Annotated in this window: 27 protein-coding genes; 12 read left to right on the forward strand and 15 right to left on the reverse strand. The window is 39.9% G+C overall.

Features of this window, described 5'->3' with window-relative positions:
- Positions 1-15 precede the first annotated feature (15 nt).
- The 5 genes from PGX00_RS18375 to PGX00_RS18395 all read right to left on the reverse strand — a co-directional run bounded on the left by PGX00_RS18375 (position 16) and on the right by PGX00_RS18395 (position 6,521).
- Positions 16-1,197, reverse strand: coding sequence for a winged helix-turn-helix domain-containing protein (locus PGX00_RS18375; RefSeq protein ID WP_272139301.1), 1,182 nt, complete (start codon positions 1,195-1,197; stop codon positions 16-18).
- Between the two features lie 175 nt (positions 1,198-1,372).
- Complete coding sequence (locus PGX00_RS18380; RefSeq protein WP_272139303.1) at positions 1,373-2,416, reverse strand: hybrid-cluster NAD(P)-dependent oxidoreductase; 1,044 nt, start codon at positions 2,414-2,416, stop codon at positions 1,373-1,375.
- A 205-nt stretch (positions 2,417-2,621) separates the two neighbouring features.
- Positions 2,622-4,283, reverse strand: a complete 1,662-nt coding sequence (gene hcp / locus PGX00_RS18385) for a hydroxylamine reductase (RefSeq protein ID WP_272139305.1) — start codon at positions 4,281-4,283, stop codon at positions 2,622-2,624.
- 204 nt (positions 4,284-4,487) lie between these two features.
- Entirely contained in the window at positions 4,488-6,017 is a 1,530-nt protein-coding gene (gene norR, locus PGX00_RS18390) for a nitric oxide reductase transcriptional regulator NorR (protein ID WP_272139308.1), read from the reverse strand.
- 171 nt (positions 6,018-6,188) lie between these two features.
- On the reverse strand, positions 6,189-6,521 hold the full coding sequence (locus PGX00_RS18395; protein ID WP_272139310.1) for a DUF3316 domain-containing protein: 333 nt from the start codon (positions 6,519-6,521) through the stop codon (positions 6,189-6,191).
- A gap of 236 nt (positions 6,522-6,757) precedes the next feature.
- Here PGX00_RS18395 and PGX00_RS18400 point away from each other — a divergent pair, with 236 nt between their 5' ends.
- The 5 genes from PGX00_RS18400 to PGX00_RS18420 are packed head-to-tail and all read left to right on the forward strand — an operon-like array spanning position 6,758 to position 9,299.
- Entirely contained in the window at positions 6,758-7,186 is a 429-nt protein-coding gene (locus PGX00_RS18400) for a GNAT family N-acetyltransferase (RefSeq protein WP_272139312.1), read from the forward strand.
- 31 nt (positions 7,187-7,217) lie between these two features.
- On the forward strand, positions 7,218-7,718 hold the full coding sequence (locus tag PGX00_RS18405) for a GNAT family N-acetyltransferase (protein WP_272139314.1): 501 nt from the start codon (positions 7,218-7,220) through the stop codon (positions 7,716-7,718).
- A 22-nt stretch (positions 7,719-7,740) separates the two neighbouring features.
- The gene (locus PGX00_RS18410; protein WP_272139317.1) at positions 7,741-8,376 is read left to right on the forward strand and encodes a DUF1349 domain-containing protein; all 636 of its coding nucleotides are present in this window, start codon (positions 7,741-7,743) and stop codon (positions 8,374-8,376) included.
- A 3-nt stretch (positions 8,377-8,379) separates the two neighbouring features.
- Entirely contained in the window at positions 8,380-8,889 is a 510-nt protein-coding gene (locus PGX00_RS18415; protein WP_272139319.1) for an AAA family ATPase, read from the forward strand.
- Entirely contained in the window at positions 8,886-9,299 is a 414-nt protein-coding gene (locus PGX00_RS18420; protein WP_272139321.1) for a GNAT family N-acetyltransferase, read from the forward strand. Before PGX00_RS18415 ends, PGX00_RS18420 begins: the two co-directional genes overlap by 4 nt.
- A gap of 224 nt (positions 9,300-9,523) precedes the next feature.
- Here PGX00_RS18420 and PGX00_RS18425 read toward each other — a convergent pair whose 3' ends face one another.
- Positions 9,524-10,417 carry a DMT family transporter gene (locus tag PGX00_RS18425; protein ID WP_272139323.1) on the reverse strand — a complete coding sequence of 298 codons (894 nt, stop codon included), beginning with the start codon at positions 10,415-10,417 and terminating at the stop codon, positions 9,524-9,526.
- A gap of 72 nt (positions 10,418-10,489) precedes the next feature.
- Positions 10,490-10,720, reverse strand: a complete 231-nt coding sequence (locus PGX00_RS18430) for a hypothetical protein (protein ID WP_272139325.1) — start codon at positions 10,718-10,720, stop codon at positions 10,490-10,492.
- Between the two features lie 529 nt (positions 10,721-11,249).
- Here PGX00_RS18430 and PGX00_RS18435 point away from each other — a divergent pair.
- Complete coding sequence (locus tag PGX00_RS18435; RefSeq protein ID WP_272139327.1) at positions 11,250-11,540, forward strand: DUF1496 domain-containing protein; 291 nt, start codon at positions 11,250-11,252, stop codon at positions 11,538-11,540.
- Positions 11,541-11,542: 2 nt separating this feature from the next.
- Here the strand turns inward: PGX00_RS18435 and PGX00_RS18440 are convergent, their stop codons facing one another.
- The gene (locus PGX00_RS18440) at positions 11,543-12,166 is read right to left on the reverse strand and encodes a glutathione S-transferase family protein (protein WP_272139329.1); all 624 of its coding nucleotides are present in this window, start codon (positions 12,164-12,166) and stop codon (positions 11,543-11,545) included.
- Positions 12,167-12,455: 289 nt separating this feature from the next.
- Here PGX00_RS18440 and PGX00_RS18445 point away from each other — a divergent pair, with 289 nt between their 5' ends.
- Both PGX00_RS18445 and PGX00_RS18450 read left to right on the forward strand, forming a co-directional pair.
- Positions 12,456-12,602: a hypothetical protein gene (locus PGX00_RS18445; RefSeq protein WP_272139331.1), complete on the forward strand. Its 147-nt coding sequence runs from the start codon at positions 12,456-12,458 to the stop codon at positions 12,600-12,602.
- 361 nt (positions 12,603-12,963) lie between these two features.
- A complete protein-coding gene (locus PGX00_RS18450; protein WP_272140908.1) occupies positions 12,964-13,716 on the forward strand; it encodes a ParA family protein in 753 nt (250 codons plus the stop codon).
- Positions 13,717-13,754: 38 nt separating this feature from the next.
- Here PGX00_RS18450 and ptsP read toward each other — a convergent pair whose 3' ends face one another.
- The 3 genes from ptsP to dhaK are packed head-to-tail and all read right to left on the reverse strand — an operon-like array spanning position 13,755 to position 17,862.
- A complete protein-coding gene (gene ptsP / locus PGX00_RS18455) occupies positions 13,755-16,154 on the reverse strand; it encodes a phosphoenolpyruvate--protein phosphotransferase (RefSeq protein ID WP_272139333.1) in 2,400 nt (799 codons plus the stop codon).
- A 3-nt stretch (positions 16,155-16,157) separates the two neighbouring features.
- Complete coding sequence (gene dhaL / locus PGX00_RS18460) at positions 16,158-16,796, reverse strand: dihydroxyacetone kinase subunit DhaL (protein ID WP_272139335.1); 639 nt, start codon at positions 16,794-16,796, stop codon at positions 16,158-16,160.
- A 1-nt stretch (position 16,797) separates the two neighbouring features.
- Entirely contained in the window at positions 16,798-17,862 is a 1,065-nt protein-coding gene (gene dhaK / locus PGX00_RS18465; RefSeq protein WP_272139337.1) for a dihydroxyacetone kinase subunit DhaK, read from the reverse strand.
- 259 nt (positions 17,863-18,121) lie between these two features.
- On the opposite strand from dhaK, the gene PGX00_RS18470 reads away from it, so the two are divergent.
- Positions 18,122-19,207 carry a glycerol dehydrogenase gene (locus PGX00_RS18470; RefSeq protein WP_272139339.1) on the forward strand — a complete coding sequence of 362 codons (1,086 nt, stop codon included), beginning with the start codon at positions 18,122-18,124 and terminating at the stop codon, positions 19,205-19,207.
- 187 nt (positions 19,208-19,394) lie between these two features.
- On the opposite strand, the gene PGX00_RS18475 is transcribed toward PGX00_RS18470, so the two are convergent.
- Both PGX00_RS18475 and PGX00_RS18480 read right to left on the reverse strand, forming a co-directional pair.
- Positions 19,395-19,643 carry a hypothetical protein gene (locus tag PGX00_RS18475; protein WP_272139341.1) on the reverse strand — a complete coding sequence of 83 codons (249 nt, stop codon included), beginning with the start codon at positions 19,641-19,643 and terminating at the stop codon, positions 19,395-19,397.
- Between the two features lie 123 nt (positions 19,644-19,766).
- Positions 19,767-20,342, reverse strand: coding sequence for a class I SAM-dependent DNA methyltransferase (locus PGX00_RS18480; protein ID WP_272139343.1), 576 nt, complete (start codon positions 20,340-20,342; stop codon positions 19,767-19,769).
- 168 nt (positions 20,343-20,510) lie between these two features.
- Here PGX00_RS18480 and PGX00_RS18485 point away from each other — a divergent pair, with 168 nt between their 5' ends.
- A complete protein-coding gene (locus PGX00_RS18485; RefSeq protein ID WP_272139345.1) occupies positions 20,511-21,389 on the forward strand; it encodes a LysR family transcriptional regulator in 879 nt (292 codons plus the stop codon).
- Positions 21,390-21,574: 185 nt separating this feature from the next.
- Positions 21,575-22,471, forward strand: coding sequence for a cation diffusion facilitator family transporter (locus tag PGX00_RS18490; RefSeq protein ID WP_272139347.1), 897 nt, complete (start codon positions 21,575-21,577; stop codon positions 22,469-22,471).
- A gap of 12 nt (positions 22,472-22,483) precedes the next feature.
- On the opposite strand, the gene PGX00_RS18495 is transcribed toward PGX00_RS18490, so the two are convergent.
- On the reverse strand, positions 22,484-22,843 hold the full coding sequence (locus PGX00_RS18495; RefSeq protein WP_272139349.1) for a DUF2850 domain-containing protein: 360 nt from the start codon (positions 22,841-22,843) through the stop codon (positions 22,484-22,486).
- A 349-nt stretch (positions 22,844-23,192) separates the two neighbouring features.
- Between PGX00_RS18495 and PGX00_RS18500 the strand changes: the two genes are divergently transcribed.
- Complete coding sequence (locus tag PGX00_RS18500; RefSeq protein ID WP_272139351.1) at positions 23,193-23,945, forward strand: alpha/beta fold hydrolase; 753 nt, start codon at positions 23,193-23,195, stop codon at positions 23,943-23,945.
- 9 nt (positions 23,946-23,954) lie between these two features.
- On the opposite strand, the gene PGX00_RS18505 is transcribed toward PGX00_RS18500, so the two are convergent.
- A complete protein-coding gene (locus PGX00_RS18505) occupies positions 23,955-24,356 on the reverse strand; it encodes an OsmC family protein (RefSeq protein ID WP_272139353.1) in 402 nt (133 codons plus the stop codon).
- Between the last annotated feature and the right edge of the window lie 5 nt (positions 24,357-24,361).

The following is a 24,361-nucleotide window of genomic DNA, read 5'->3' on the forward strand; positions in this document are numbered from 1 at the left end:
CTACACCCTGAAAACTTATTTTAGGCTAGTAGCAACTTTCTTATTGTTAAGCGTTGTTTTATGTAAGACCATCGTTTCACAGCCATTAAAGTTCATAAATAATGGCAGTGTTTTTTTTAACGAGAATATAAAGTCATCTACCTTTTTTAACTTTGTTTCCAATGCTAAATGGAAAATTTCCAATCTCGCTTCATCTTTAAAAGCTTTGCAATCCATACGCGCAATAAGCTGACCATTCCATAATATCGGAAGAGAAAAATAACCAAACTTTCTCTTAACCTCAGGTGTATAGCACTCAATCAGATAATCGAAATCAAACAGTGATTGCATGCGCTTTCTCTGAATCAATAAATTATCAAAAGGGGATAGGATATGAAGTTTATTAAGCTGGTAAGATCGATTTAGCAACGACAACGTTTCCAGCGTAGAGTAGTACTCAATACCTTTAACGCTGACCGGAACCACCTCTTTATTAGCGACCAATTCTTTAAGCGTTAAAGAGATTAGAGGCTTTATACCTTTGAGGAGATAACTTATTTCTGTTAATTGAGCAATGCCGTTTGCTCGCAAATAACTAAAGATAAGATATCTTGCGTACTCTTCATCGGTTGGAATAGTAGTATTAACTTCTTGAGGTAACACACGCTCTGTTAGGTCATATACCTTATGGAAATTTACTCGTGAAGAGACCATCAGATCTCCTTGCATGTATAAATTTTCTAATGCCATTTTGGCTGACTTATGTTGCCAAGCAACTAACTTTCTTCCATCTCCATCGAAGTCCCTTGCCATTAGCGGACCTTCTTTTTCTATTCTTGAAAGTACCTCTTTCATTACTTGGTGATTTCGCTTGTACCAATGACTTTGATCGCCAGACAAAATAGCCTGCTTTTTATATAGGCTGTAACGAAAATCGCGCATGGGTAGATAAGCAGCAGCATGGGACCAATACTCAAAAACTTGCTTGGAACTAATCAGTGCATCTAAATGATTTGGTTGATAACGTGGGTTTCTATTCCAGAGGGTATGGTGATGAGCTCGTTGAATTACAGAAATTGTATCCATTTGCACATAACCTAGATGCTCAATGGCAGATAAGGTCGCTGATAATGCCGTCCCCTTCTGCTTACGAGCAGGTAACCTTTGGGACAACAACACTAGCTTTCGCGCTTGCTTAATTGATAAAGCTTCTGTCATTCAATTTATATTCCAGAAAATTTAACTGTTGTTGAATCATAACAACTAGCACGGGAATAAAAATAATTTTTTCTGAAAGGATAGGCATAAAATCCAAGAATCTAATCAAACAGAGCGATTAAAGAATCAACCACCACTTATGATGGTCAATTCTTTTTCAAATTACCGCTTTTATTTAGTTTAAACTTACTTCTACATCGGATTTTATTTTACAAGAACATGCCAATACAAAACCTTGCTCTATTTCTTCTGGCGTTAGTGTTTCAACACTTGTGCGCTCTATTTCACCAACTTTTACCTTACATTTACAAGAACCACACATACCACTGCGACAAGCAGCAATAACAGGAACACCCATTTTTTCCAATGAATCCATAAGCATCGCGCCCGACTCGGTTTCGACTTCAGTACCAAACGTTGGCACCGACACAGTCACCGTTCTACTTTCTTCACTACTGGCCTCTTGCTCGTTGTCACACACTTTTTGATCCGGAGAAAAGCTCTCCTCGAAAAAATGAGTCATGTCGAAGCTAAGCGCTTCTAAATAGGCTTTTGTATCTTGCATAAAGCTAACAGGCCCACATAAATAAGCCGTTCGTTGGTGAAGATCTGGGCATAGCCGTTGCAACCACTCTTTATCAAATCTACCTTGTTGATATTCCGTACCCTGACTGTCTTTTAGAAGCAGTTTTAAATGAAAATTAGGGTGTTCTTTCGCCATCGTTTCAAGCTCAGAAAAATATATCGTATTTTCTTTATTCTTAGCTTGGTGAATAAAATCGATCTCGATATCCGAATTCTCAAATAGCCATTGTTTGACCATAGAAGTCACTGGCGTAATACCACAGCCGGCACTCAGCATAACCACTTTTTGTGCAGGTAAACAATCAACACTGTTAAACGAACCAGCTGGCTTCAAAGCTGTAACTCTATCGCCAACCACCAAACTGTCATTAATGTAGTTTGATACACGCCCGGATGTCACTCGCTTAACGGTAAACTGCAATACGTTTTTCTTCGGTAATGAGCTGATTGAGTAGGCTCGATATTCGATATTCTCAATAAATGAAAATCCAAGCGTCACGAACTGACCAGGTTTAAAATCAAAGGTTATATCATCATCGAAACTACCCAGAGAAAAACTGACTGTATCTGGGGTTTCGCTCCACTTATCTTTACAAATAAGCTCGATGGAATCAGTATGCTGCCACGCTAACATCGCTAAACATCTCCACACTTAAATTTAAAAACCCGGTAACAAAGCAATACTGTTTGATTGAGAAAAAGCCTGCATAAATTCTTCATCTTTCTCATAAAAATGAGAATCTGTGGCAACAGATCCCCACTTTCGTAGGGATGACGAAATTTAATACTTTTAACCAAGCAGTCGTGCGATAATCATTACCGGGAGATAAGCCGTCTAATTAAGCGGCTAAAATAGATTTGAGATCATCTTCTACGTTGCCAATGCTACGCATATCGAACTCTTCTTGCATTATAGCCAAGAGGTTATCCGTCAAGAACGCAGGCGCTGTCGGCCCTGTGTAGATACCTTTTAACCCAAGTGCAAATAGAGTAAGAAGGATAACAATTGCCTTTTGCTCAAACCAAGAAAGCACTAACGTTAATGGCAGTTCATTGATGTCACAATCAAACTCTTTTGAAAGAGCAATGGCCAATTGGATAGCCGAATATGCATCATTACATTGGCCAACATCCAGCAAACGTGGAATACCGTTAATATCACCAAACTCACCTTTATTGAAACGAAATTTTCCACAAGCTAAAGTGAGAATAACGCTATCCTGAGGAGCTTGAGCTGTAAAGTCTGTGTAATAGCTACGCTCTGCTTTGTCACCATCACAACCACCAACTAGGAAGAAGTGGCTGATGTTTCCTTCTTTAACTTGCTCTACTACAGCAGGTGCAGCGGCCATTAGAGCATTTCGGCCGAACCCGACGGTTATCATCTGCTCTATTTCATCATGTTTGAAGCCTTCTTGTGCCAATGCGCAATCAATTACAGCGCTAAAATCGTCACCTTCGAGATGGGCTACACCCGGCCAGCCGACTATACTACGCGTAAAGAGTCGATCAGCATATTGACCTACATTCGGATTAAGTAGGCAGTTAGATGTCATTACAATAGCGCCAGGGAAATTTGCGAATTCCTTCTGTTGGTTTTGCCATGCGCTGCCATAGTTACCCACCAGATGAGAGTACTTCTTAAGCTCTGGGTACGAATGCCCTGGAAGCATTTCACCATTGGTATATACATTAATACCTTTGCCTTCAGTCTGTTGAAGTATCTTTTCTAAATCATGCAAATCGTGACCAGAAACTAGAATCGCCTTACCTTTAATGGTCTTAACATTAACTTGAGAAGGTTCAGGGTGACCAAATGTATCCGTTTCACCTTTATCTAGCATTTCCATAATGCGGTAATTAACTAACCCAATCTTCATTGACATATCAAGCAACGCTTTCAGATCGGTCGGGTCCGTACCTAACCACGCCATAATTTTGTGGTATTCGCCAAATACTTCTGTGTCAGTTTGGGATAAAACACGAGCGTGCTCTAGATAAGCTGCGGCTCCTTTTAGCCCGTATAAACATAAAAGTCGAAGACCTATAACATCTTCATGCTCACTTTCATGGCCACGATTCACTGCAGCTTGTGGTGCAAGCTCAATGATCGCTTGCTCATCACTTGGTAAATCAAATTGCGCAGCAGGAGAAAGCACTGGGATTTCAAAATTGGTAACTAAAGCGGCTGCACGTACTTTTTCTTCTAAACGTTGTTTGAATGCATTCGATTGCTGAGCAAATTCAATAACGCGTGCAGGGTCGAAGTTAACATTGGTTAATGTGGAAAAGAATGCTTTGGGTGCCCACTCGTCAACTTCAGTATCGATAACATTCACTGTGCGACCTAAATCAGCCCAAAATGAAACACCTTGTAAGGAGTAAACCAATACATCTTGCAGGTCAGAAACTTCTGCGGTTTTGCCACACATACCTTGGGTATAAGAACAGCCTTTTCCGACAGGCGTTTGAATCGTTTGTTCACATTGAATACAAAACATTATAGAGCTCCAGTTAGTCTAGTTATCCATCGCCTCGACAAAACTAGATAGTAGGCGACAGTAATTTAATTCTTGCCAACTAAAGCACTAAACATGCCAACTCATATGCCTTTGATTTTATTTAAAATAAACAAAAACACACATCAAAAAGATGTATTAATGACATCACTCCAGTTGTCATTAATACATCGTTCTTGTCGCCCTTTATTTCACACCTAGTTTTTTTCCCATCCGATATAGATTACCTCTATCCATACAAAGGTAATCCGCGGCCTTGGCCCATATTCCGTTGGTTTCTTGAAGCGCATGTTCTATAAGTTGCTTCTGAAACAATTCCACAGTCTCACGCATAGGTTTTGGATGCTCATCGAAGAATGATTGTGTTTTACTTGTTTTGATTGGCTTATCATTTAACCCAAAATGTATACGTTTAATCACGAACTCTTCTTGTTGTATCGCTCTCAAGCTGACTCTCATCAACGTATGCTCTAACTCGCGAACATTCCCCATCCAGGCCAGAGTTTCCATATATTCTAAACATCTTGGATGAATGTGTAGATTGGGTAAATTAAACTGACTACGTACTTTCTCTAATATATACCCTGCCAATACGGGGATATCTCCCACTCTTTCACGCAAAGGCGGAATATGAATTGGGAAAACATTAAGCCGATGATATAGGTCTGTCCGGAAGCGCCCTTCATCGACTTCTTTTTCAAGATCTCTGTTTGTTGCAGCAATAATCCTAACATCTACAAAACTATTTTTATCTGCGCCAACCCGTTGAACCTCGCCTTGCTGTATGACCCGCAGTAGCTTTGCTTGCAGTTGGAGGGGCAACTCGCCTATCTCATCAAGGAAAAGCGTACCATTGTTAGCAAGTTCAAACTTACCCGCGCGATGACTTGTCGCCCCAGTAAACGCTCCCCTCACATGACCAAATAATTCACTTTCTGCTATAGATTCAGGTAGTGCCGCACAGTTAACGTATATCATAGGTTTATCACGACGATCCGACTGATCATGCACACTATGGGCAACCAGTTCTTTACCTGTGCCTGTTTCCCCAGATATAAGTACAGCGTAATTCGATCGGGCAACCATAGAAATGCTGTCTTTTAGGTATTGCATATGCGGGCTAACACCGACCAATTTCCCTTGCTTATCTCTAGCTTGATCGATAAGTTGTTGATTAATTGATTTCTGTTGACGATTTGATTCTTGTAGTGATTCAAACAACGAAATATTTCTTAGCGTCGCCGCAGCCAAAGCGGCAAAAGTTTCAATAGTGATAGTGTCAATCTTCTCAAAAGCGCCAACTTCTAATGCGTCTAACGTGATCACTCCCACAAGCTTATCTTCAACATACAAGCTGCAACCCATACAATCGTGCACGTCAATCTGCTCATCTGGTGTCGCTAAGAGAAGGCCATCAAAAGGATCTGGTAACTTGGATGAAGCGCAAAATCGAGTTGGTTTTTTACTCGTGAGAATTTGCTCTAATCGAGGGTGGTTTGGAGGGAAGAACTTTCTACCGAGAACAGAAGTGGATAAACCACTCACCGCAACCGGAATTAAAAAACCTTCTTTATCCAATACAAATAAGGCACTCGCATCACATGGGAGCACTTGATTGACTGAATCTATGAGTTTTTGGTAATGCTGACCTTTGGGTAAAGAGGTGCTCAGGTCGAGTGCAATCTGTAAAAGAACATTATCTAGGGATGGCTTCATTACTATCTTAGGTCTATATTTAATATCCGAACCAGCATGATGTCTTTTTTACATCAATTAGAACTTGATTCTAAGCAAGATTTCTTTCATATACTCCTTATTGATTAGGATGAATTATTCGAGTGCTAGGTCTAAGAAATATTAGCTAAACAGCCGAACCCATTTAATTCACTAGCTATCATTACTCTGTTTCACAGTATAAGAGTAATCTACGTCGACTATGGCTCGGTATTTCACCTCACCCCGTTGTGCTGAAAACTCTTCTAAACTTACTTCTACACCTTCAATGGAAACCTTTTGAACATTCCCTTTCGACGTTGTTGGGAGTTGAAACTTAAGCTGCCCATTGGATGCTAGTTTCATTTCATCGGCAATGTCAAAACCGGCTTCGTATGCTTGTGCTTGAGTTGCATACCCTTCGGTTCGAAATTCTGTCTCACTTTTAACCAAATTTGTTCCTGCAAAAACAGACGTACTTAAAGCAATGCTAGCAACCGCAATCATCAATATTTTTTCATAATCTAGCCCTTTTTATTTTTGTTATCCCCTCTGAGATGAACCCATATTAAGCGGTAAAACGCAAAGAGCCTGTCAAGACACGTAAAGGTATGTATTTAATTCGTAAAGATAAATACATACCCTCGCGTGCCTTGACTACTAATTGCACTTTTCTAGAATAAACGTATATTTGAGAATCGATGTGCGTTTATCGCTAAATTTCACCGAGTAAGGAGCTGAATATGGACGGCTACCGAATAAGCACAGATATCAATGAAATGGATTTCGATGTTATATACCAATTCATCTCAACCAGTTACTGGGCACAAGGCATTCCTAAAACAACCATGAGAAAAGCCATTGAGAACGCTTTTTGCTTCGCCATTTTTGATTCAGATAACAATCAGATCGGATTTGCTCGACTAATTACCGACAGGGCTACTTTCGCTTATCTCGCAGATGTATTTATTGTCGAAACACACAGAAACAAAGGGTTAAGCAAACAGTTGGTTTCAGAAATTATCGATCACCCCGAGCTACAAGGATTAAGGCGTATAATGTTGGCCACACGTGATGCTCATGGCCTTTACCAACAGTTTGGATTCGAAGCAATAAACGCCCCGGAAATGTTAATGCAAATCCATCGGCCTAACGTCTATAAAAACGGATAGAAATGGAAGTCGAAAATGGAGGAAGCTGTTTATGAAAACAGATAGAATCAACGTACGTCACAGTGAAGCTAGAGATGCACAAGGCATTAAACAAGTTTATCAGTGCAAGAATGCTTATTCTAATACGTTGCAACTGCCTTTCCCTGACGGGGCAGTGTGGGAATCAAGAATTACAAATATACCCGACAACATATACAGTTTCGTCGCTGAATTAAATGATGAAATAGTCGGCAATCTCGGATTCGAGGTTTTTGTAAACTCACGACGAAGACACGCAGGATCATTTGGCATGGGCGTGAAAGATGAATACCAAAATAAAGGAGTAGGTAGCGCACTAATGTCCTCAATGATCGAACTTGCTGACAATTGGCTGAACTTGAGAAGACTTGAACTCACTGTTTTTGTCGACAACGAGCCTGCAATCGCACTTTACAAGAAGTTTGGCTTTGTCATTGAAGGAGAGTCCAAAGATTACGCATTTAGAAATGGCCAATTTGTTAGTGTTTATCATATGGCTAGGCTTAATTCTTAAAGAATATAGTAGAGGAATACTCATGACCCTAAACTTAACAACTGGTGACTGGATATTTGAACCCAAATCAAAAATCATAACTGATAATCGACTCAGAATAACCACAGAGCCAAATACTGACTTTTGGCAACGCTCATATTATGGATTTCAGAACAACAATGCTCCCGCCTACCAGTTCAAATCTTCGGATAATTTCACTTTTACGGTGAAGGCAACATTTGAATATCAAAATCTATTCGACCAATGTGGCGTCATTATTTACTTAGATCAAGACAACTGGTTCAAAGCTTCCATCGAATACGAAAACGACGACTACTCTCGTCTTGGTAGTGTTGTAACGAATTTAGGGCACTCAGACTGGGCTACTACCGATATTAAGTTACCAAAAGAAATTTGGTACAGATTAAGCCGCAGGGGGCCAGATTTCCTCATTGAAAGTGCCTTTGACGGGATAGAGTTTCGTCAAATGAGAATATTTCATATGCACGCTTTAGGCCCTACATCCTCTGAAATGGGGCGGGCGAACCCACCCTTACCAACAGATACCCCAATGAAATTTGGTGTGTATGCTTGTAGCCCCACGAAATCTTCCTTCACAGCAGAATTTTCCGACTTCTCAATTAAAGATTGTATTTGGAAAGCTCACGGGACACTCTAAAACATGGCAAAGATATACTTTATATGCGGCTTTATTGGTTCTGGCAAAACCACTTACTCTAAACAACTGGCTAAGTCGCAATCCGCTTTTCGTTTTTCTATGGACGAATGGATGATACCGCTATTTGGCGAACATATGCCAAGAGAGCTATTTGACCAACGCATCGGTATTCTGACCGAACTTTTTAAAACAGCATCTATTCAGATGATGCAATTAGATACTTCTGTTATCTTTGATTTTGGTTTTTGGAACCGAAAAAAACGAGATGACATTGCCATCTGGGCACATTCTGAAGGCTTCGAATACGAAATCATCTACCTGGATGCGAGTTTCGAAACGTGTTGTGAGAGAGCTTATCAACGCAATTCAGGGCGCAAGGAGCAAGCTTACGAAATGACACCTGACATGATGGATATGTTTTGGCAGTGGTTTGAAGTTCCAACATCAGATGAAAAAGTCACTTTTGTGAAATTACCTGATTCAAACAATAACGAAACAGTGTGTAAGAAATGAATACAACTATCGTAGTAAATCCATCGACCGAAGATATCCAAGAGATTCGAAATGGATTGATCGAGCATAACTCCCCTTATTTGAAAGAGCTTAGACGGTATGATATCGCAAACTTCCGCCACATCGAAAATGGGAAGAAGAAAGCGGGAGTAACTGGAGAAATATGGGGAAACTGGCTATTAGTTCATTTTCTTTGGGTTGATAAAAGCGAAAAAGGGCAAGGACTCGGATCAGCTATTTTGCTAGAACTTGAACAATACGCCAAAGAGCAAGGATGCCATTCATGCTTGCTAGATACATTCAGTTTTCAGGCGAGGCCATTTTATGAAAAACTAGGTTATTCACACGTCATGACGATGGATGATTTCCCAGTAGAAACTAAAAAATTCTTTCTGGTTAAAGCATTATGATAGGCAGGCGACTTACTGACTATCGCTGGGTATTAATTACCACGCTATTCAGCCTTTTTATTACTGGTTGCTCTAATGAACAGTTATATAATTCCATTCATGCTCAACAAAAAAGCAGCTGCAGTCGACAAAGCAATACGGTTTATCAAGAATGTCTAAACAGACTCAATAAACCATATAAAGAATATGAATACGAAAGAGTAGAAAATTTAGAAGACATGTAGTTAATTGACTTCACTTAACTCTCTTTTTCCACTCGTTTCCCAGTGGGTGATAAATGCTACCGCTGCAATAATTATTGCAGCGCCTAACCACAACCTTCCAGGTGGGACCCAGCCGAAAACCATCCATCCAAGCAAAACATTTAGCGGCAATTTTGCATTATCGAAGGGTTGTACAAATGACGCGTCAGCAACGGAGTAAGCCTTTACAATAGCCCACTGTGCAAGAGCTGTCATCACCCCTGCACCAAGTAAAAACAACCAACTAGTCGAGGTTGACGGCATAGTCCAATCGGGTAAAGCTAAGAGAATATTAAAGGGAGTTATTAACAACAATAGATAGACCACCATTGTCGATGGAGAATCATTTGAAGAAAGCTTCTTCACCATTAACGAATAACAAGCCCAAAAGAATGCAGCGCCAACCGGTAACAACGAAGCAGCATTAAAATTATCAGCCCAGGGCTCTAAGATAACCATGGCACCAACAAAACCTGCCAATGTTGCTCCCCAGCGAACAAAGCCTACTTTCTCTTTGAGAAATAAGCCCGAACCTATTGTTGCAAAAAGTGGAGAGGTCATTAATAAGGCGATACCTTGCCAAATAGGAACTGGGTACGCTAGAGCCCACATCCATAACTGGATACCAATAACCGATAAAAAGACCCGGAATACGTGCATCTTGAGGTTGTCAGTTGATAACGAGTTTTTAATTCCAAGCGACTTCAAATACGGAAGAATGACAACGAGAGCTACCGCATATTGAATCAAAGCAACCGAGGTAGAAGGAAGAGAAAAATTAATACTTACATATTGCGCAAGGCTATTTACGATGGCGAATGCTAACCCTGCGGTTAACATCCAGCTAGCACCTTTAATCGGCGAATGAGAGGACATATAAATTAGCTATCTATTATTGAGTTAGCCAATAGTAAGTCAATTACTTTAAAACCTCCAATTAAACTGCGATTAAGCCGCTTCTGCACCGATCATTTTTCTTTTAACTATGTCGTTGGATGTCTGGTGAATCGTTTTTAAGTCGTTTAAGTAGAGACGAGTAACGGGATCTACTTCACACCCATCTATCTTAATCAAAACTTTCTCAAATTCTTTAGCGCAATGCATGATTGTATTGAGACTCTCAACTCGACTGGCTGTACGATAAAGCTTGAGTAAATTACTTAATTTATGGCTAAGCATCGAAGTTCTCCAACGCTATTCTCAAATTCCATACTCTGACAAATAGCAATATGTACCGGGGATTATCATGCGACCATATCCATAGAAGCAGTTATTATAAGTACTGTTAATGTTGACTGGGCGTAGAACCAGTATGACGTTCTAATTACCAATATCCTCTACTGGTAGAAATAATGCATCAACAATTCTAGAACAGAGCATACATGTTGAACGAGCATCACAGATACTTAGAAGCATATACATGATGTATACATTTTTATCATGTATACATCACCTTAATTTTTACTAACTCCTTGTCCTTAAAACCGCAAAAGAGCTAAATAAGAAATCACTTGAACACAATAGACACAAGCAAACATGGTCATTGAAGTGCATTCAAAAAAGTAAAACGTTAATAACCAAAGGGTAATTGAGCCAATTAAACAATTAAAAATTTTTTTAATTATGATGAAAACTTGTAATAACCTTAATTGGATTACAAACTTATACTTAATTAGCCACAAATAAAAATAATCAGAAGAGAAAAAGAATGAAAAAATATTGGCTACTGCTATGCCTAATCCCTACACTTGGCCATACAAATACTGTGTCGACCCCGGGCAAAGCGATTATTCTAGGAAACAGTAACAACGCAATGCTTAAACGAGTCTGCTACTACCAAGATAAAGCTTATTCTTTAGGTGCTGTTTTACAAATCGGAGAACACTACATGGTATGTAGTGAAGAAAACGCTCGAGAATCAAATGGACCTCTTAAATGGTATCCATTGGGCCAAGAGCGCATAGAAGAGTCTAATAAACCTCGCTATAAGCAAAATTAAACTCAGCTCGCATCGTACTGCTGTTCCAAACTAGCGGCTCTTTGGGCTGCAGGCATTTCATTTAATGCCGATAGGTATTGTGTGAGCTTGGGGTAGTCAGTGAGAAAACCTAACCCTGCAGCCATTTCGACTATAAATGAAATCAATATATCTGCCGCGGTAAATTGATCACCAACCAACCAAGTATTCTTGGATAAATGTTCATTCATATATCCAAGAATAAGTTTGATCTCATTTTCGCTATAGTCAGAAACAAATCGAGTTTCAGAACCATCAACTTTCAAAAAATAATGCATCAATAAAGGCAGTGCTGCTGAGCTCTCTGCAAAATGGAGCCACTGTAGATAGAGCGGATACTCATCTGACTCTTTAGCTGGGACTAATGTGTCACTTGCGAAACGTTGAGCTAAAAACTCTGTTATTGCACCTGACTCGGCCAGTACTTTACCATTTTCTTCTATGACTGGAGATTTCCCTAATGGGTGGACAGCACGCAATTCTGCAGGCGCTAGTTGAGTCACAGCATCTCTTTGATAAGCCTTAATTTCATAAGGGACTTTGAGTTCTTCTAATAGCCAAATTATCCTTTTGGAACGAGATCTCACTAGGTGATGTAAGGTAATCATGGAATCCTCTTTGTTTTTATATTTATTTCATATGCATACTGTCTATTATATATAGTTGAGTCAAGCCAAACGCTACTCTTTCTAAAACCCATTTCTACTTTGACATCACCAACACAATAAATTCACATTCAATTAACATGTTGTTTTTAAAGACTAAAACTCTATAACGCCTCAATTACTGTAAATTATTTATCATTTATGTAATTAAATTACCAATAAATATTGACTCAGGTCACATAAATGGTGATAATGTGATCGTCAACTGATAATTAATAACGAGGAAAATGACATGAGCTCAATACTAACTTCACAAATCGAAACACCAAAAGTAAACGAAAAAACAACATCTGTACTACGTGAAATTGCCACTATAGCAACAATGTTTTCAGTAACAGCAACGATAGTTCTTCTAACAAGCCTAACTTGGATCGCTTAAACATATAGCATCACACAAGTTTTTATCAGCCCGGAAGTGACCACAATATCAAATTTGATATTGTGTATGAATGACTCCTTCCTCACATGGATTGGGCGATAAAAAAATTTCTAGCTGTAAGTAATTTACAGTTTTTACATCGAATAAATTCTTCTTGATAAAATCACGCACTCCAGTTCACTCCAAGTATTTATTTATAAGTTACGTATTATTATATTTCTGTTTTTTATTTTTCTATCCCTATGCTATTTTTGATGTACAAACATTATGATAAAAATGTGTATCGAAATAAAAAATAAATATCTTAGGGATGTCGAATGCTTAGAAAAAAATCAGCATTGCACACGCGAAGTCAAAAAAGATATTAGTATTAAACTTAAAAGGTGGCGTGGGTAAGTCGACTTTTACGGTTAATCTCGCTTCAAAATTATGTACAGCTCAGCATTGCGTTGAACTCATTGATAGCGATAAGCAAGTGTCGTCTCACTCGTGGGCAAAAGAGATAGAACAAATAGAGACTCAACAATTAAATATTAGTTTCCGCGGTTATTCAGATATCGCCTCATCCGTAAAAGTAAGTAAAAATTGTGACTTTATTATTATTGATTCACCCGCTAATTTCGATGATAACCACATAAAAAAGTACTTGATGCTCGCAGATTTTGTTGTTGTTCCTATCCAACCTTCCCCTGTTGATCTCCATGCTACCCTACCCTTAATTGAAAAAATAATGGTAAACCTTTCATTAATTAAAAAAAATGTTCAGGTAGGTTTTATTATTAATCGGTGTTCTGAAGGAAACCCGCAAGTAAAAAAAGTACGGGATCTACTTGACCATTTTCAACAATATCAAACATTGGGTTTAATGACCGACTCTTATCTTTATCAAGAACCATTTCAAAATAAAACCATCTCGAAAATAAGCTTAGATGAACCACTTTGGAATAACATTTTTCGTTGGCTGGGTATAAGCATAGTTGACAATAAAGTGGCTCATCTACCAGTGAAATTAAATACACAGATTGAGAGTAAGATACAAAATCCTCACCATCGTTCTAACATAAGTCGCTGGCGAACAGTACAGAAAAAATGGCAAATTAAAAAACGGACTTAGCACGCACTAAGTCCGTTGGTCTTTCTTAACAATAGCAGTTATTTATAGCTAATTTCGCGCACCTTCGCTTTCACGTTAGGAATAAGAGATGAACTTGCACTTAGTTTATGCACACCTAGCTTTATAAGCTGTTCCGATAAGTCTGTGTCACCTGCCATTTCACCGCACATACTAACTGGAATATCATTTGCTCTAGCAGCAATACACGTCATTTCAATTGCTGAAATAACAGCAGATTTTTTATAGTCTACCAAATCTGACACTGCTGTGTTGCCGCGATCTGCAGCCATTACATACTGTGTAAGATCATTGGTACCTATGCTAAAGAAATCCGCTTCTTTTGCTAACGCATCAGCATTCAAAACTGCAGCTGGTACCTCAATCATGATGCCCACTTTCAAAGGACAATCACTTTCAGATAGATTCAACTCGGTTCGGCATTCAGCAATAAGTGATTTGACTGCTTTAAGTTCATCCACTTCAGCAATCATCGGTATCATTAACTGAATGTTTGAGTTGTCTTTGGCTGCACGCAATACCGCTTTGAGTTGTGGCTTAAATAGCTCGCTATCTGTCAAACAAAGACGAACACCACGTAACCCTAAGAATGGATTTTCTTCTTCGCACATCGGGTACGATGGAAGTGGTTTATCTCCGCCTACATCTAAACTCCGAATGGTAAGAGGACGATTTTCTAAAGCAACGGCGATATCACGATAGATTTCATATTGCTCATCTTCGGTCGGTAACGTTTTGCTCGATTGGAATACAAATTCTGTACGCAGTAAACCTACACCTTCAGCGCCCGATTCTAACGCGGCTTTTACGTCTTTCAGTCCACCAATGTTAGCGTGTACGTCAATTTGTAAACCATCTACGGTAATGGCTGGTTTAGATGCTTGCTCTTTTTTTGTCACGGTATCTGCAATCCAGGCATTACGTTCTTCTGTTAAACGAGAAGTTGTTTCAGCGTCTGGTGCAAGCCATAAATGGCCTTGCTTACCATCAAGAATTACTTCTTGACCATTTTCAGTAGAGACAAGAATACCTTCTGCTTTGACAATACATGGAATACCCATTGCACGAGCGATAATCGCACTATGAGACGTACGGCCACCTGCCTCTAAACAGATACCTGCTACCATGGAAGGATCCAACTGTGCAGTCTGCGCTGGCGACAAATCGTTTGCTACGATAATACAGTTATCAACAAGTTCAATGGATTCCGCTTCTGCACCATCAAACGAATACATTGTCTGCTTCGCCACATCCCATACATCGGCTTCACGTTCTCGCATGTATTCACTTTCAGACTGAGCATATTCCGCTGCTTGTTGAGTCATAACTGTCATAAGAGCAGCTTCGGCAATGGCACCAGCGGCAATCTCATTCTGAACCATTTCTAATAATTCAGGGTCAGTAATCATCATTTCGTGAGCACCAAAAATTTCTGCATGCTCTTTACCCAAGGTTTTCTCAGCCTCCACTTCTTGCTGCTTGAGTGACGCTGAAACATTTTCCACGGCTTGAGTAAACTTTTCTAACTCTTCAGCTTCCGAAGTAAATGCACGTAATGGGACTTCAGGCATTGCGCTTTCAAGGCCAAGAATTTGACCAATTGCAATCCCATCACATACTGGGATACCAGAGATAGCTCCCTCAACTTTCGCTATTACCGAGTTATCTTCGCTTGTTGTCGTTTCTTCTGGTTGGTCAACAGACTCGCCAAAATGGTCGTTTGCTAGCGTTTCAAATGCAGTAATAACTTTAATAGCATCGCTACCAGATGCAAGAATACGGATCTCATCATTTAACTTAACGCCAAGTTTAGCGATAGAGTTTAAACTCTTCGCATTCACTTTCGTTCCAGATTTTTCAAGCAAAATATCAGATTCAAATTTCGCCATTGCACCAACAATAGCGGCAGCAGGACGAGCATGTAAACCATGTGGGTTTAATACTACCCAATTAAACTCTAAAGCATCAGCAGCAACTTCGACTACCGTCGCTGGTGCTGTTTCTTCATCCACTTCACCCAAATGTTCACGCTTGGCTGATAAAGAACCGGCCGCCTCTTCCAATACTGCAGACATTGGTAAATCAGCAGATGCAGCAACCGATGCGGCCATCGTGCCTTCGACAATAGGCGCCGAACATAGTGCAATATTTTCCACCATATCTGGGTCAATAAGTTCTAATGCCGTTTCTGTACTTAATAGGGCTGAGCCCATATCCATCATCACAACAACGCCGCTATCGTCGTACACCTCTTCGATAGCCATCATGATACGAATAGTATCCGTACCAATCGGGTTTTCAGGGTCGTCAATACCGCCAGCCGCTGCAATTTTGCAGCGGCCTTGAGTCATTTGGTTTGCTAGCTCAACGACACCGTTAGCTAGCAATTCGCTGTGTGATACAACAACGATACCTACCATTTTTTATGCCTCATTTACTACTTTACTTAGCGTTTCGATCATTAACTTAGTTGATGTCGCACCTGGATCTGGGTGACCAATACTGCGCTCACCTAAATAACTCGCACGACCTTTTTTAGCTTGCATAGGGATCGTATTTTCTACACCCTTAGCCGCTGCATTCGCCATACTGTCTAAAGCAGAAGCTACGTCTAGTCCGCTTTCAACAGCAGCAGTACCCGCTGCGATTACTTCCCACCAAGCATCGCACATTGTTTTGTCACCAGGGGTAGCTTTACCACGACCAACAACGCCATCAACACCCGCTTGAAGCGCATCAACAAACTCAGTAAGAGTTAGGCTATCTTTACCTGCTGATTTCGTCGCAGCACGGATGAAAAATGTGCCATAAAGAGGACCAGAAGCACCACCCACTTTAGAAAGTAGTGACATACCAGTAATTTTAAAGATGTTAGCAAGATCTTTATCCGCAACGGTTGGTAGTTTCGCAGCTACTTCGCCAAATCCACGTTCCATATTTAGACCATGGTCTGCATCACCAATTGCCGCATCTAGTTCAGTAAGCATATCGCGATTTTCAGAATAAACAGCGCTGCAATTTGTCAGCCAAGTAACAATTTGTGCTTTAGTAATCTCAGACATATTAACAACCCCAACGTAATGAAGGAGCATCTACAGGTGCATCCCATAATTCTAGTGTTTCAGCATCTGCTTTCATCAACGTAATTGAAAAGCCTTCCATATTTAGCGAAGTACAGTAGTTACCAACCAGCGTACGAGCTACTTTAAAACCTGCTGCCTCTAGTTCAGTATGAACTTTACGATAAGCACCAAATAACTCAGATTCTGGAGTACCACCAAGACCATTTACTAATACGATCAGTTCATCACCTTTTTCATAGGCTTCTGTAGATTGCTCAGTTTCGATCCAGTCACCGTTCTCGCGATCCCACGTTTTTAATGTTCGAGTATAAGTATCAGGAGCAAGAAGCTCTTGAAGCATTTCAGCCGTTGTTGTATCTACATCTTTGTATGCACGACGTTCGATACCTGGTTCACCGTGAATACCAACACCAAACTCTATTTCGTTATCAGCAAGTTCAAAAGAAGGCTTACCGTTAGCAGGAACAACACACGCAGATAACGCAATACCAAATGAACGTGCGCGGTTATTAAGACGAGCTGCTAATGCTTCACAATAATCGATATCTTTTCCTGCTTCTGCTGCAGCACCAACTAATTTTTCGATTAGTACTGTCGCTGCTACACCACGACGACCTGCTGTATATAGAGAATCTTTTACTGCAACATCATCATCAATAACAACCGAACCGACTTTGATGCCTTCCATATGTAGCATTTCTACAGCCATCTCGAAGTTAAGAATGTCGCCTGTATAGTTTTTAATGAAGTAAAGTACACCTTCGTCATTAGCGACTGCTTTACCACACTCCATCATTTGATCTGGAGTTGGAGACGTAAATACAGCACCCGGACAAGCGGCTGTTAGCATACCTTTACCGATGAATCCTGCGTGAAGAGGTTCATGTCCACTACCACCACCAGAAACCAAAGCGACTTTTCCTTGGCTTTTTTCATGGTAAATAAAGTAAGGGTCAGTTACGAGCTTGAGATCTGGGTTAGCAAGTACAAGGCCTTCTACTTGCTCAGAAACTACGTTTTCTACTTCATTAATTAACTTTTTCATCACATTCACTTCACTGATTGTTGAATAAATTTATACACACATAGGTAATAGGGGGATATTACATTGGTTACTACCTTATGTCATAAATTGTAAATTTTCCAACAGTGTAAACGTTTAACGTGAGACAGCTCAAAATCAAACAAACAAAAACATACACAAAATCACAAAATGTGTGATCGATCACTGTGAACCCGATGAAATATTGTTCTTATAACGGGGTGAACCTTACCCCTACCCAAATTTCAAAGAGGTCTTTAAAATGGACAAAATCATTATCTCACCAAGCAAATATATTCAAGGCGCAAACGTACTAGAAAGTATTGGTGAATATGTAAAACCATTAGGTACGAAAGTTCTTGCTATTGCAGATGGTTTTGTAACTGATCTGGTTGGCGCAACTGTAACGAAAAGCTGTGAAGAAGCTGGTGTAGAACTAAGCATGGCTGAGTTTGTTGGTGAATGTAGCCGCCCTGAGATAGAGCGCCTAATGGAAATAGCAAACGAAAAAGGTGTCGATGTTGTTGTTGGTATTGGGGGTGGTAAAACACTCGATACTGCTAAATCAATCGCTTTCTATTCTAAAAAGCCAGTAGTAATCGTTCCTACAATCGCATCTACTGATGCTCCAACAAGTGCTCTTGCTGTAATTTATACTCCAGAAGGTGAATTTGCCGAATACCTAATGATTCCAAGCAATCCAAATATGGTTATTATGGATACTCAAATCATTGCTGGTGCGCCAACTCGTTTACTTGTATCTGGTATGGGTGATGCTCTTTCTACGTACTTTGAAGCTCGTGCAAACGGTATCTCTGGTAAATCAACTATGGCTGGTGGTGCTCCAACTCGTTCAGCCCAAGCACTAGCAAAACTTTGTTACGAAACACTGATCGCTGATGGCCTTAAAGCAAAAATTGCTTGTGACCAAAACCTATCTAATACAGCTGTTGAAAACATTATCGAAGCAAACACTTACCTTTCTGGTATCGGTTTCGAAAGTTCAGGTCTTGCTGCAGCACACGCTATCCATAACGGTTTAACCAAGTTGGAAGAATGCCATCACTTATATCACGGTGAAAAAGTAGCATTTGGTACACTAACCCAACTTGTACTAGAAAACGCTCCAATGGCAGAGATCAACGAGGTATTAGATTTCTGTAAATCTGTTGGTCTACCAACAAATCTAAAAGACATGGGTGTGACGGAAATCAATCGTGACAAGCTAATGGAAGTTGCTGAAGCGTCATGTGCAGAAGGTGAAACTATTCACAATATGCCATTTGAAGTTACACCTGCTCTAGTACTTGCTGCGATGCTAACAGCAAACGAACTAGGCTCTATGTAATTACTAATGAGGGGAAAGTACCCCTCATTTTTACAACGATATTCATCTTTATATCTTTTGTAGAATTTGTAACTATATCTTTAGTACGCCACTTTCGAGTGGCGTTTTTTTTGCTATAAAAACGTTGCTATAAAAACAAAGAAGGCCGCAATCTGCGGCCTTCTTTAACACTGTTTTCTGTTTACTATTAATTATTTTTAGAAACGTCCATTAATCGACCAGCAATCTCTTGCAAGGGGATTTTTAACGCTTCATCAATAGTTTCTTCGCTAACTCTGTCACCTGCAAACTGCATAACTAGTTTTTTAAATGACTCTGGATTTGTCCCGCTATCGTCACCTTCATACCTTGGCGCAGCCCCCGATCTCACAACTTCATCCAGAGCCAGCAAAATCATCCGCAATGCATGTAAGTGCTCTTTTGAATCATTACTCATAATTTCTGTCGTCCTGTTCGGGTGTTGACTATTACATCCAATGATAGAAGTAATTACAGGATTGGGTCAATTTATATAGTTTGTAAATGTTATAGGTAACAAGCTTTTAGCGATAAATAAATGCTATTTCTCACCGATACCCATTATCACCGACAACGTACCTTGTTCGGTTTCCACCTCAAAAGGGACAGATACCGAAACAGTATCAAAACCTGCGTCTATAAGTACTTGTTCAACCTTAGCTTCTGTTAACCCTTTTTGTTCATTTTCTGCTAGCCAATCCCAATGAACAAAAATACCTTCATCTTCAAGCAGTAAATAAATGAGTTCCGCTGCTTCTTGAAAATTTTCTATAAAACCACAAACGGAAGAAGCAATGACACAATCAAACTGGCCACGAAAGGCTGGATGTTGAGCAATCAGTCCTCGAGAGAGGATATCAACAACAGGCTCAACGTTTGGCAAAAATTTTTTATCTAATTCTTCTATCATGGCTTCTGATGAATCAAGTGCCACTATATCTTTAGCCAAGGGGGCGATTTTTTGACTTAACAACCCCGTACCGCAACCAAAATCAAACACTCGTAAATTTGTCACATTGATAATGTTTTCTAACTCTTCGAACGCCTTTTCAGCATAGCGAATGGTCGCTGGTTCCATTTCCCATTCTTTAGCGCGTTTATCCCAATCGTATGACATGTGGTCTCCGTTTGTACGTCCTTAATTTTCGCTACCCCATGTTAAACAAAATGTCGCTATGCTTCACGACTAATTGTTCAACTTTTTATATTTTTTATCATTTGTCGCTTTAAACTAGGTAAATTAGGCTGTTTTCGCTATCCTAACACTCTGAATTTAGGAGCGAACATGAACATTTCACATATAGAAGCATTTTGCCGTGTCGCTGAACTAGGCTCAGTTTCAGAGGCTGCCAGACAATTAGAGTGCAATCGAACAAGCTTAAGTATGGCAATAAAAGCATTAGAAAAAGAGCTAGAAATCGATCTATTTAACCGTACTGGAAACCAACTAACACTATCAGAAGCGGGTAAAGCCATTTATAAAGACTGCGAAAACTTAATCGCCACCTATTCGAGGGTTAAGCAAACATGCCGTCAGGTGTCGAGTGACTTCAATGCTGAAGTATGGATTGCTCGAGACGATTCATTACCTGACAATTTCTGGCAAAATCTGGCTCATAAACTTAATAATAAATACCCTGCTACTTCATTTAACATTGTTCTAGCTTCTACAGGCGACTTAGCAAATCTGGTCGACACCAAACAGGTCGATTACGCTTTCGGGGTTGATTATGAAAGAGTGGATGACCCAAATCTAATATACCAGCCACTAGGCAAGATACGCATGATGTCTATTTGCAAAAAAGGTCATCGATTAAGCCAAATGCGTCGAGTCTCCGATTCAGATCTACGTAACGCCATGCAAGTATCTATGGCTTATTTAAACGAAAAAGATAACCCTGAATTACAGCCGTTCTCACTTAAATATATCGGTTTTTCTAGTTTTGACTACATGCTAAATACAATACTTATTGAAGATGCTTGGGGGGTATTACCTGAACCTTTGATTCGACACCTTTTACGCGATGAGCAAGTTGCCGTTATCAAACATACTTATGGTTTAACTCAAGAGGATTTTTGCATGTTTATGGCCTCAGGAACATCTGAACACCCAGGTATGACGTGGTTAAGCGACAAGTTAAGTGATTTCCTATTTGATTTTTAATTCATACGAATGAACAAAATCAGTCAGTGTCAATTATATTGACATGAATAAAAAATATTAATTACTTGTTATTTAAGATTTTTTATTTTTATTTTTCTCCTCTTCCTCTAAATTTTAAAAATTCATATTGTATATATAACGTGCATAGCCAAAACTTACTCAGGTTATTTCTACTAGGATAGTGTATGTGCGCTCAAGTAAGTAAAATCGAAAATCAAGTCTTGACCTTCTCAGCCCTTTTGGCATCGATATTCGCGATAGGAGGCCTAGTCTTTGGTTTGATGTTTGGCTCACTTGTTATTCTATTTGATGGCGTCTACTCAACGGTTAGTTTGCTGTTAACTATATTGTCACTGGTGGTATCTAAATTTATTCAATCGCCTTCAAAAAGGCACTTCCCTTTTGGCAAAGCTATTCTCGAACCCATTGTTATAACGGTAAAGGCTATCGTAATTTTAGTTGTTGTTATCGTCTCGTTACATTCGGCCGTTACATCGCTCTTCACGGGTGGTAGAGAAATGGATACGAGTGTCGCTACATTGTTCGGGGTACTCAACGTTCTCGGTTGTGGTTACGCGTGGTGGTATATAGCCCATCGGAGCAAACGCTTTACTTCCGACTTAATTGCTGCAGAGTCGATGCAATGGCAAATGGATACACTACTAAGTATCGCTATCACGGTTGGTTTTATAATAGCGTGGGTAATAACTCAGTCACCACTGGCGAAATACGCTGTATATGCCGATCCACTCATGATGTGTGCCATATCAGTCTATTTCATAAAGGTGCCAATAGACATGCTTAAAGAGGCGCTAAGAGAGCTTTTAATGATGGCGCCAAGCAAAGAGATACATAGTCAAGTAACAGCAGGGATAAATAAAGCAGATAAACTTGGCAATCAGAGAATCAAACTAGTTGGACTAACAAAGGTTGGACGTGAGTTGCGATTGGTTGTCGATATCAATACTCAAAATGCGCACTCTATTAGTATTCATGACATTGAGAAAACAAGAAAGTCTATCACTAGCCAACTATCTACTATGCCATTTGATTTGCATTTGAACCTTAACATTGCTCGATGACAGTTCAGAGCGCTACTTTTTACTTTGAAAATGCTCCGCTAAAGAAACGCGTCTAGCCGCACCTGCGTTATCTTCTGTTGGTAATGTATGCTCAAAGCCTTCTTTAATAAATGAAGCAGCATGACCTCCTCCTGCCACACGCTTCAAGCGCTCATTGTTTGCTCCAAGAACCTGATATTCATATAACTCTCCACCTGTTGTAAAAGAAACAGCGGCGCCGTCAAAATCGAACGAAGAAGATATAAATCGACTTTCGGACATAACCCCTTCAGGTGTAATTGTAAATTTATCGGTGGACCAACTGGGCGCTCCAATTTCTGACCAATTCCCATAGATTCGGACCGGATCAATATACTCTCGGTAGCTTTTCACTGCGACATATATACCTGTTGCAGCCGTAACCAGAAAAAAACCAACCAGACATACAAAGCGTACTTTGGACCTCTTTCTGAATCGGCTCTTCTGCTCGTCTTGCGTTGTGTGGTTCGCCCCAATGGTGCCATTATTGATCTCTTCGATTTATTATTATCTATTTAATCCTAACCTAGCCTATTAGATAGTGACAGTATTATTGTTTATTGAGACGTTAGATCAGGATGACTTTTTTGTAAGCAAAATCTAATAATTCATCTAGCCCTTTGTAATCGCGATTATTTTTTGACAAGATGCCTTATTTACAAGCGGCGAAAATAACGTTCACCTACATATTATTGAGGTTCATATGCCAAAGAAAGCCATCGTCCTCATTCGTGGACTTTTTCGTGAAAAAAGACATTGGGGAGACTTTCCAAATTTATTGCAATCTGAGTTTCCTGATAAAAATATCATCACCTTAAATGTTGCCGGTGCGGGTGATAGAAACCACCTTAATTCGCCAAACACTATTGCTGGTATGGTCGATGACTTTCGTTCTCAACTTTCGAATCTTTACCCAGGTACAACTCAAATAGAACTCATTGGTTTGTCCATGGGTGGCATGATAGCGTTAGAATGGTGTCGGCGATTCCCTGATGAAATAAATAGAGCGATATTAATTAGTACAAGTACTAAATCATTTTCTGGGTTTTATCAAAGGCTTCGTTGGCAACAATATGGCAGCCTAATATCGTCGGTCATCAAATCGTCAGCAGAACGCGAACGGTTTAGTTATGAACTAGGTTCCAACTACCCCGTTAATGACGCAGTTTTAAGTAATTGGATTCAATGGGCAAACACTAATCCGATGTCGAGTAGAAGCTCTTTTAACCAACTGATTGCCTGTATGAATTTCAAAATCGACCATAAACCAGAAGTTCCTATGTTGGTTCTCGTCCCCAAGAAGGACAAAATGGTTAACCCAGAATGCAGCTATGCAATAGCAGAGCGTTGGAAATTACCCATTAAAGAGCACCCTAGCGCTGGCCATGACATACCTATTGACGATCCAAACTGGGTCATTAGACATTCCAAAGAGTTTTTGGCCACCAATGATTAATTTACTAGATTAGGCTACTAACTCCCAAGAATGAGTCATCTCTAGGCCCTCTCCTAGCATTAGGCACACCGAACAATATTTATCTAGTGAATCTCGGGTGACTTTTTCTACGGTAGTCGCATCAAGCTCCGTACCCGATATTTCGAAATGAATATTAATGCGAGTGAATATTCTTGGTGCTGTTTCTCTTCTTTCTGTGGTCAATTTAGCCGTACAGGATTTAACTTCTTTACCTGCTGATTTAAGCCCATCGACAACATCGACTGAGCTACACCCGCCGGCAGCCATTAATACCATTTCCATAGGACTAGGGGCCGTATCTCCACCATTACCATCCATTACAACAGCATGACCGGATTGTGATTTACCGATAAAGGTAAATTCATCGACCCACTTTACTTCTGCTTCCATTTGAA

It is taken from the genome of Vibrio algarum (assembly GCF_028204155.1).
Taxonomy (GTDB): Bacteria; Pseudomonadota; Gammaproteobacteria; order Enterobacterales; family Vibrionaceae; genus Vibrio; species Vibrio algarum.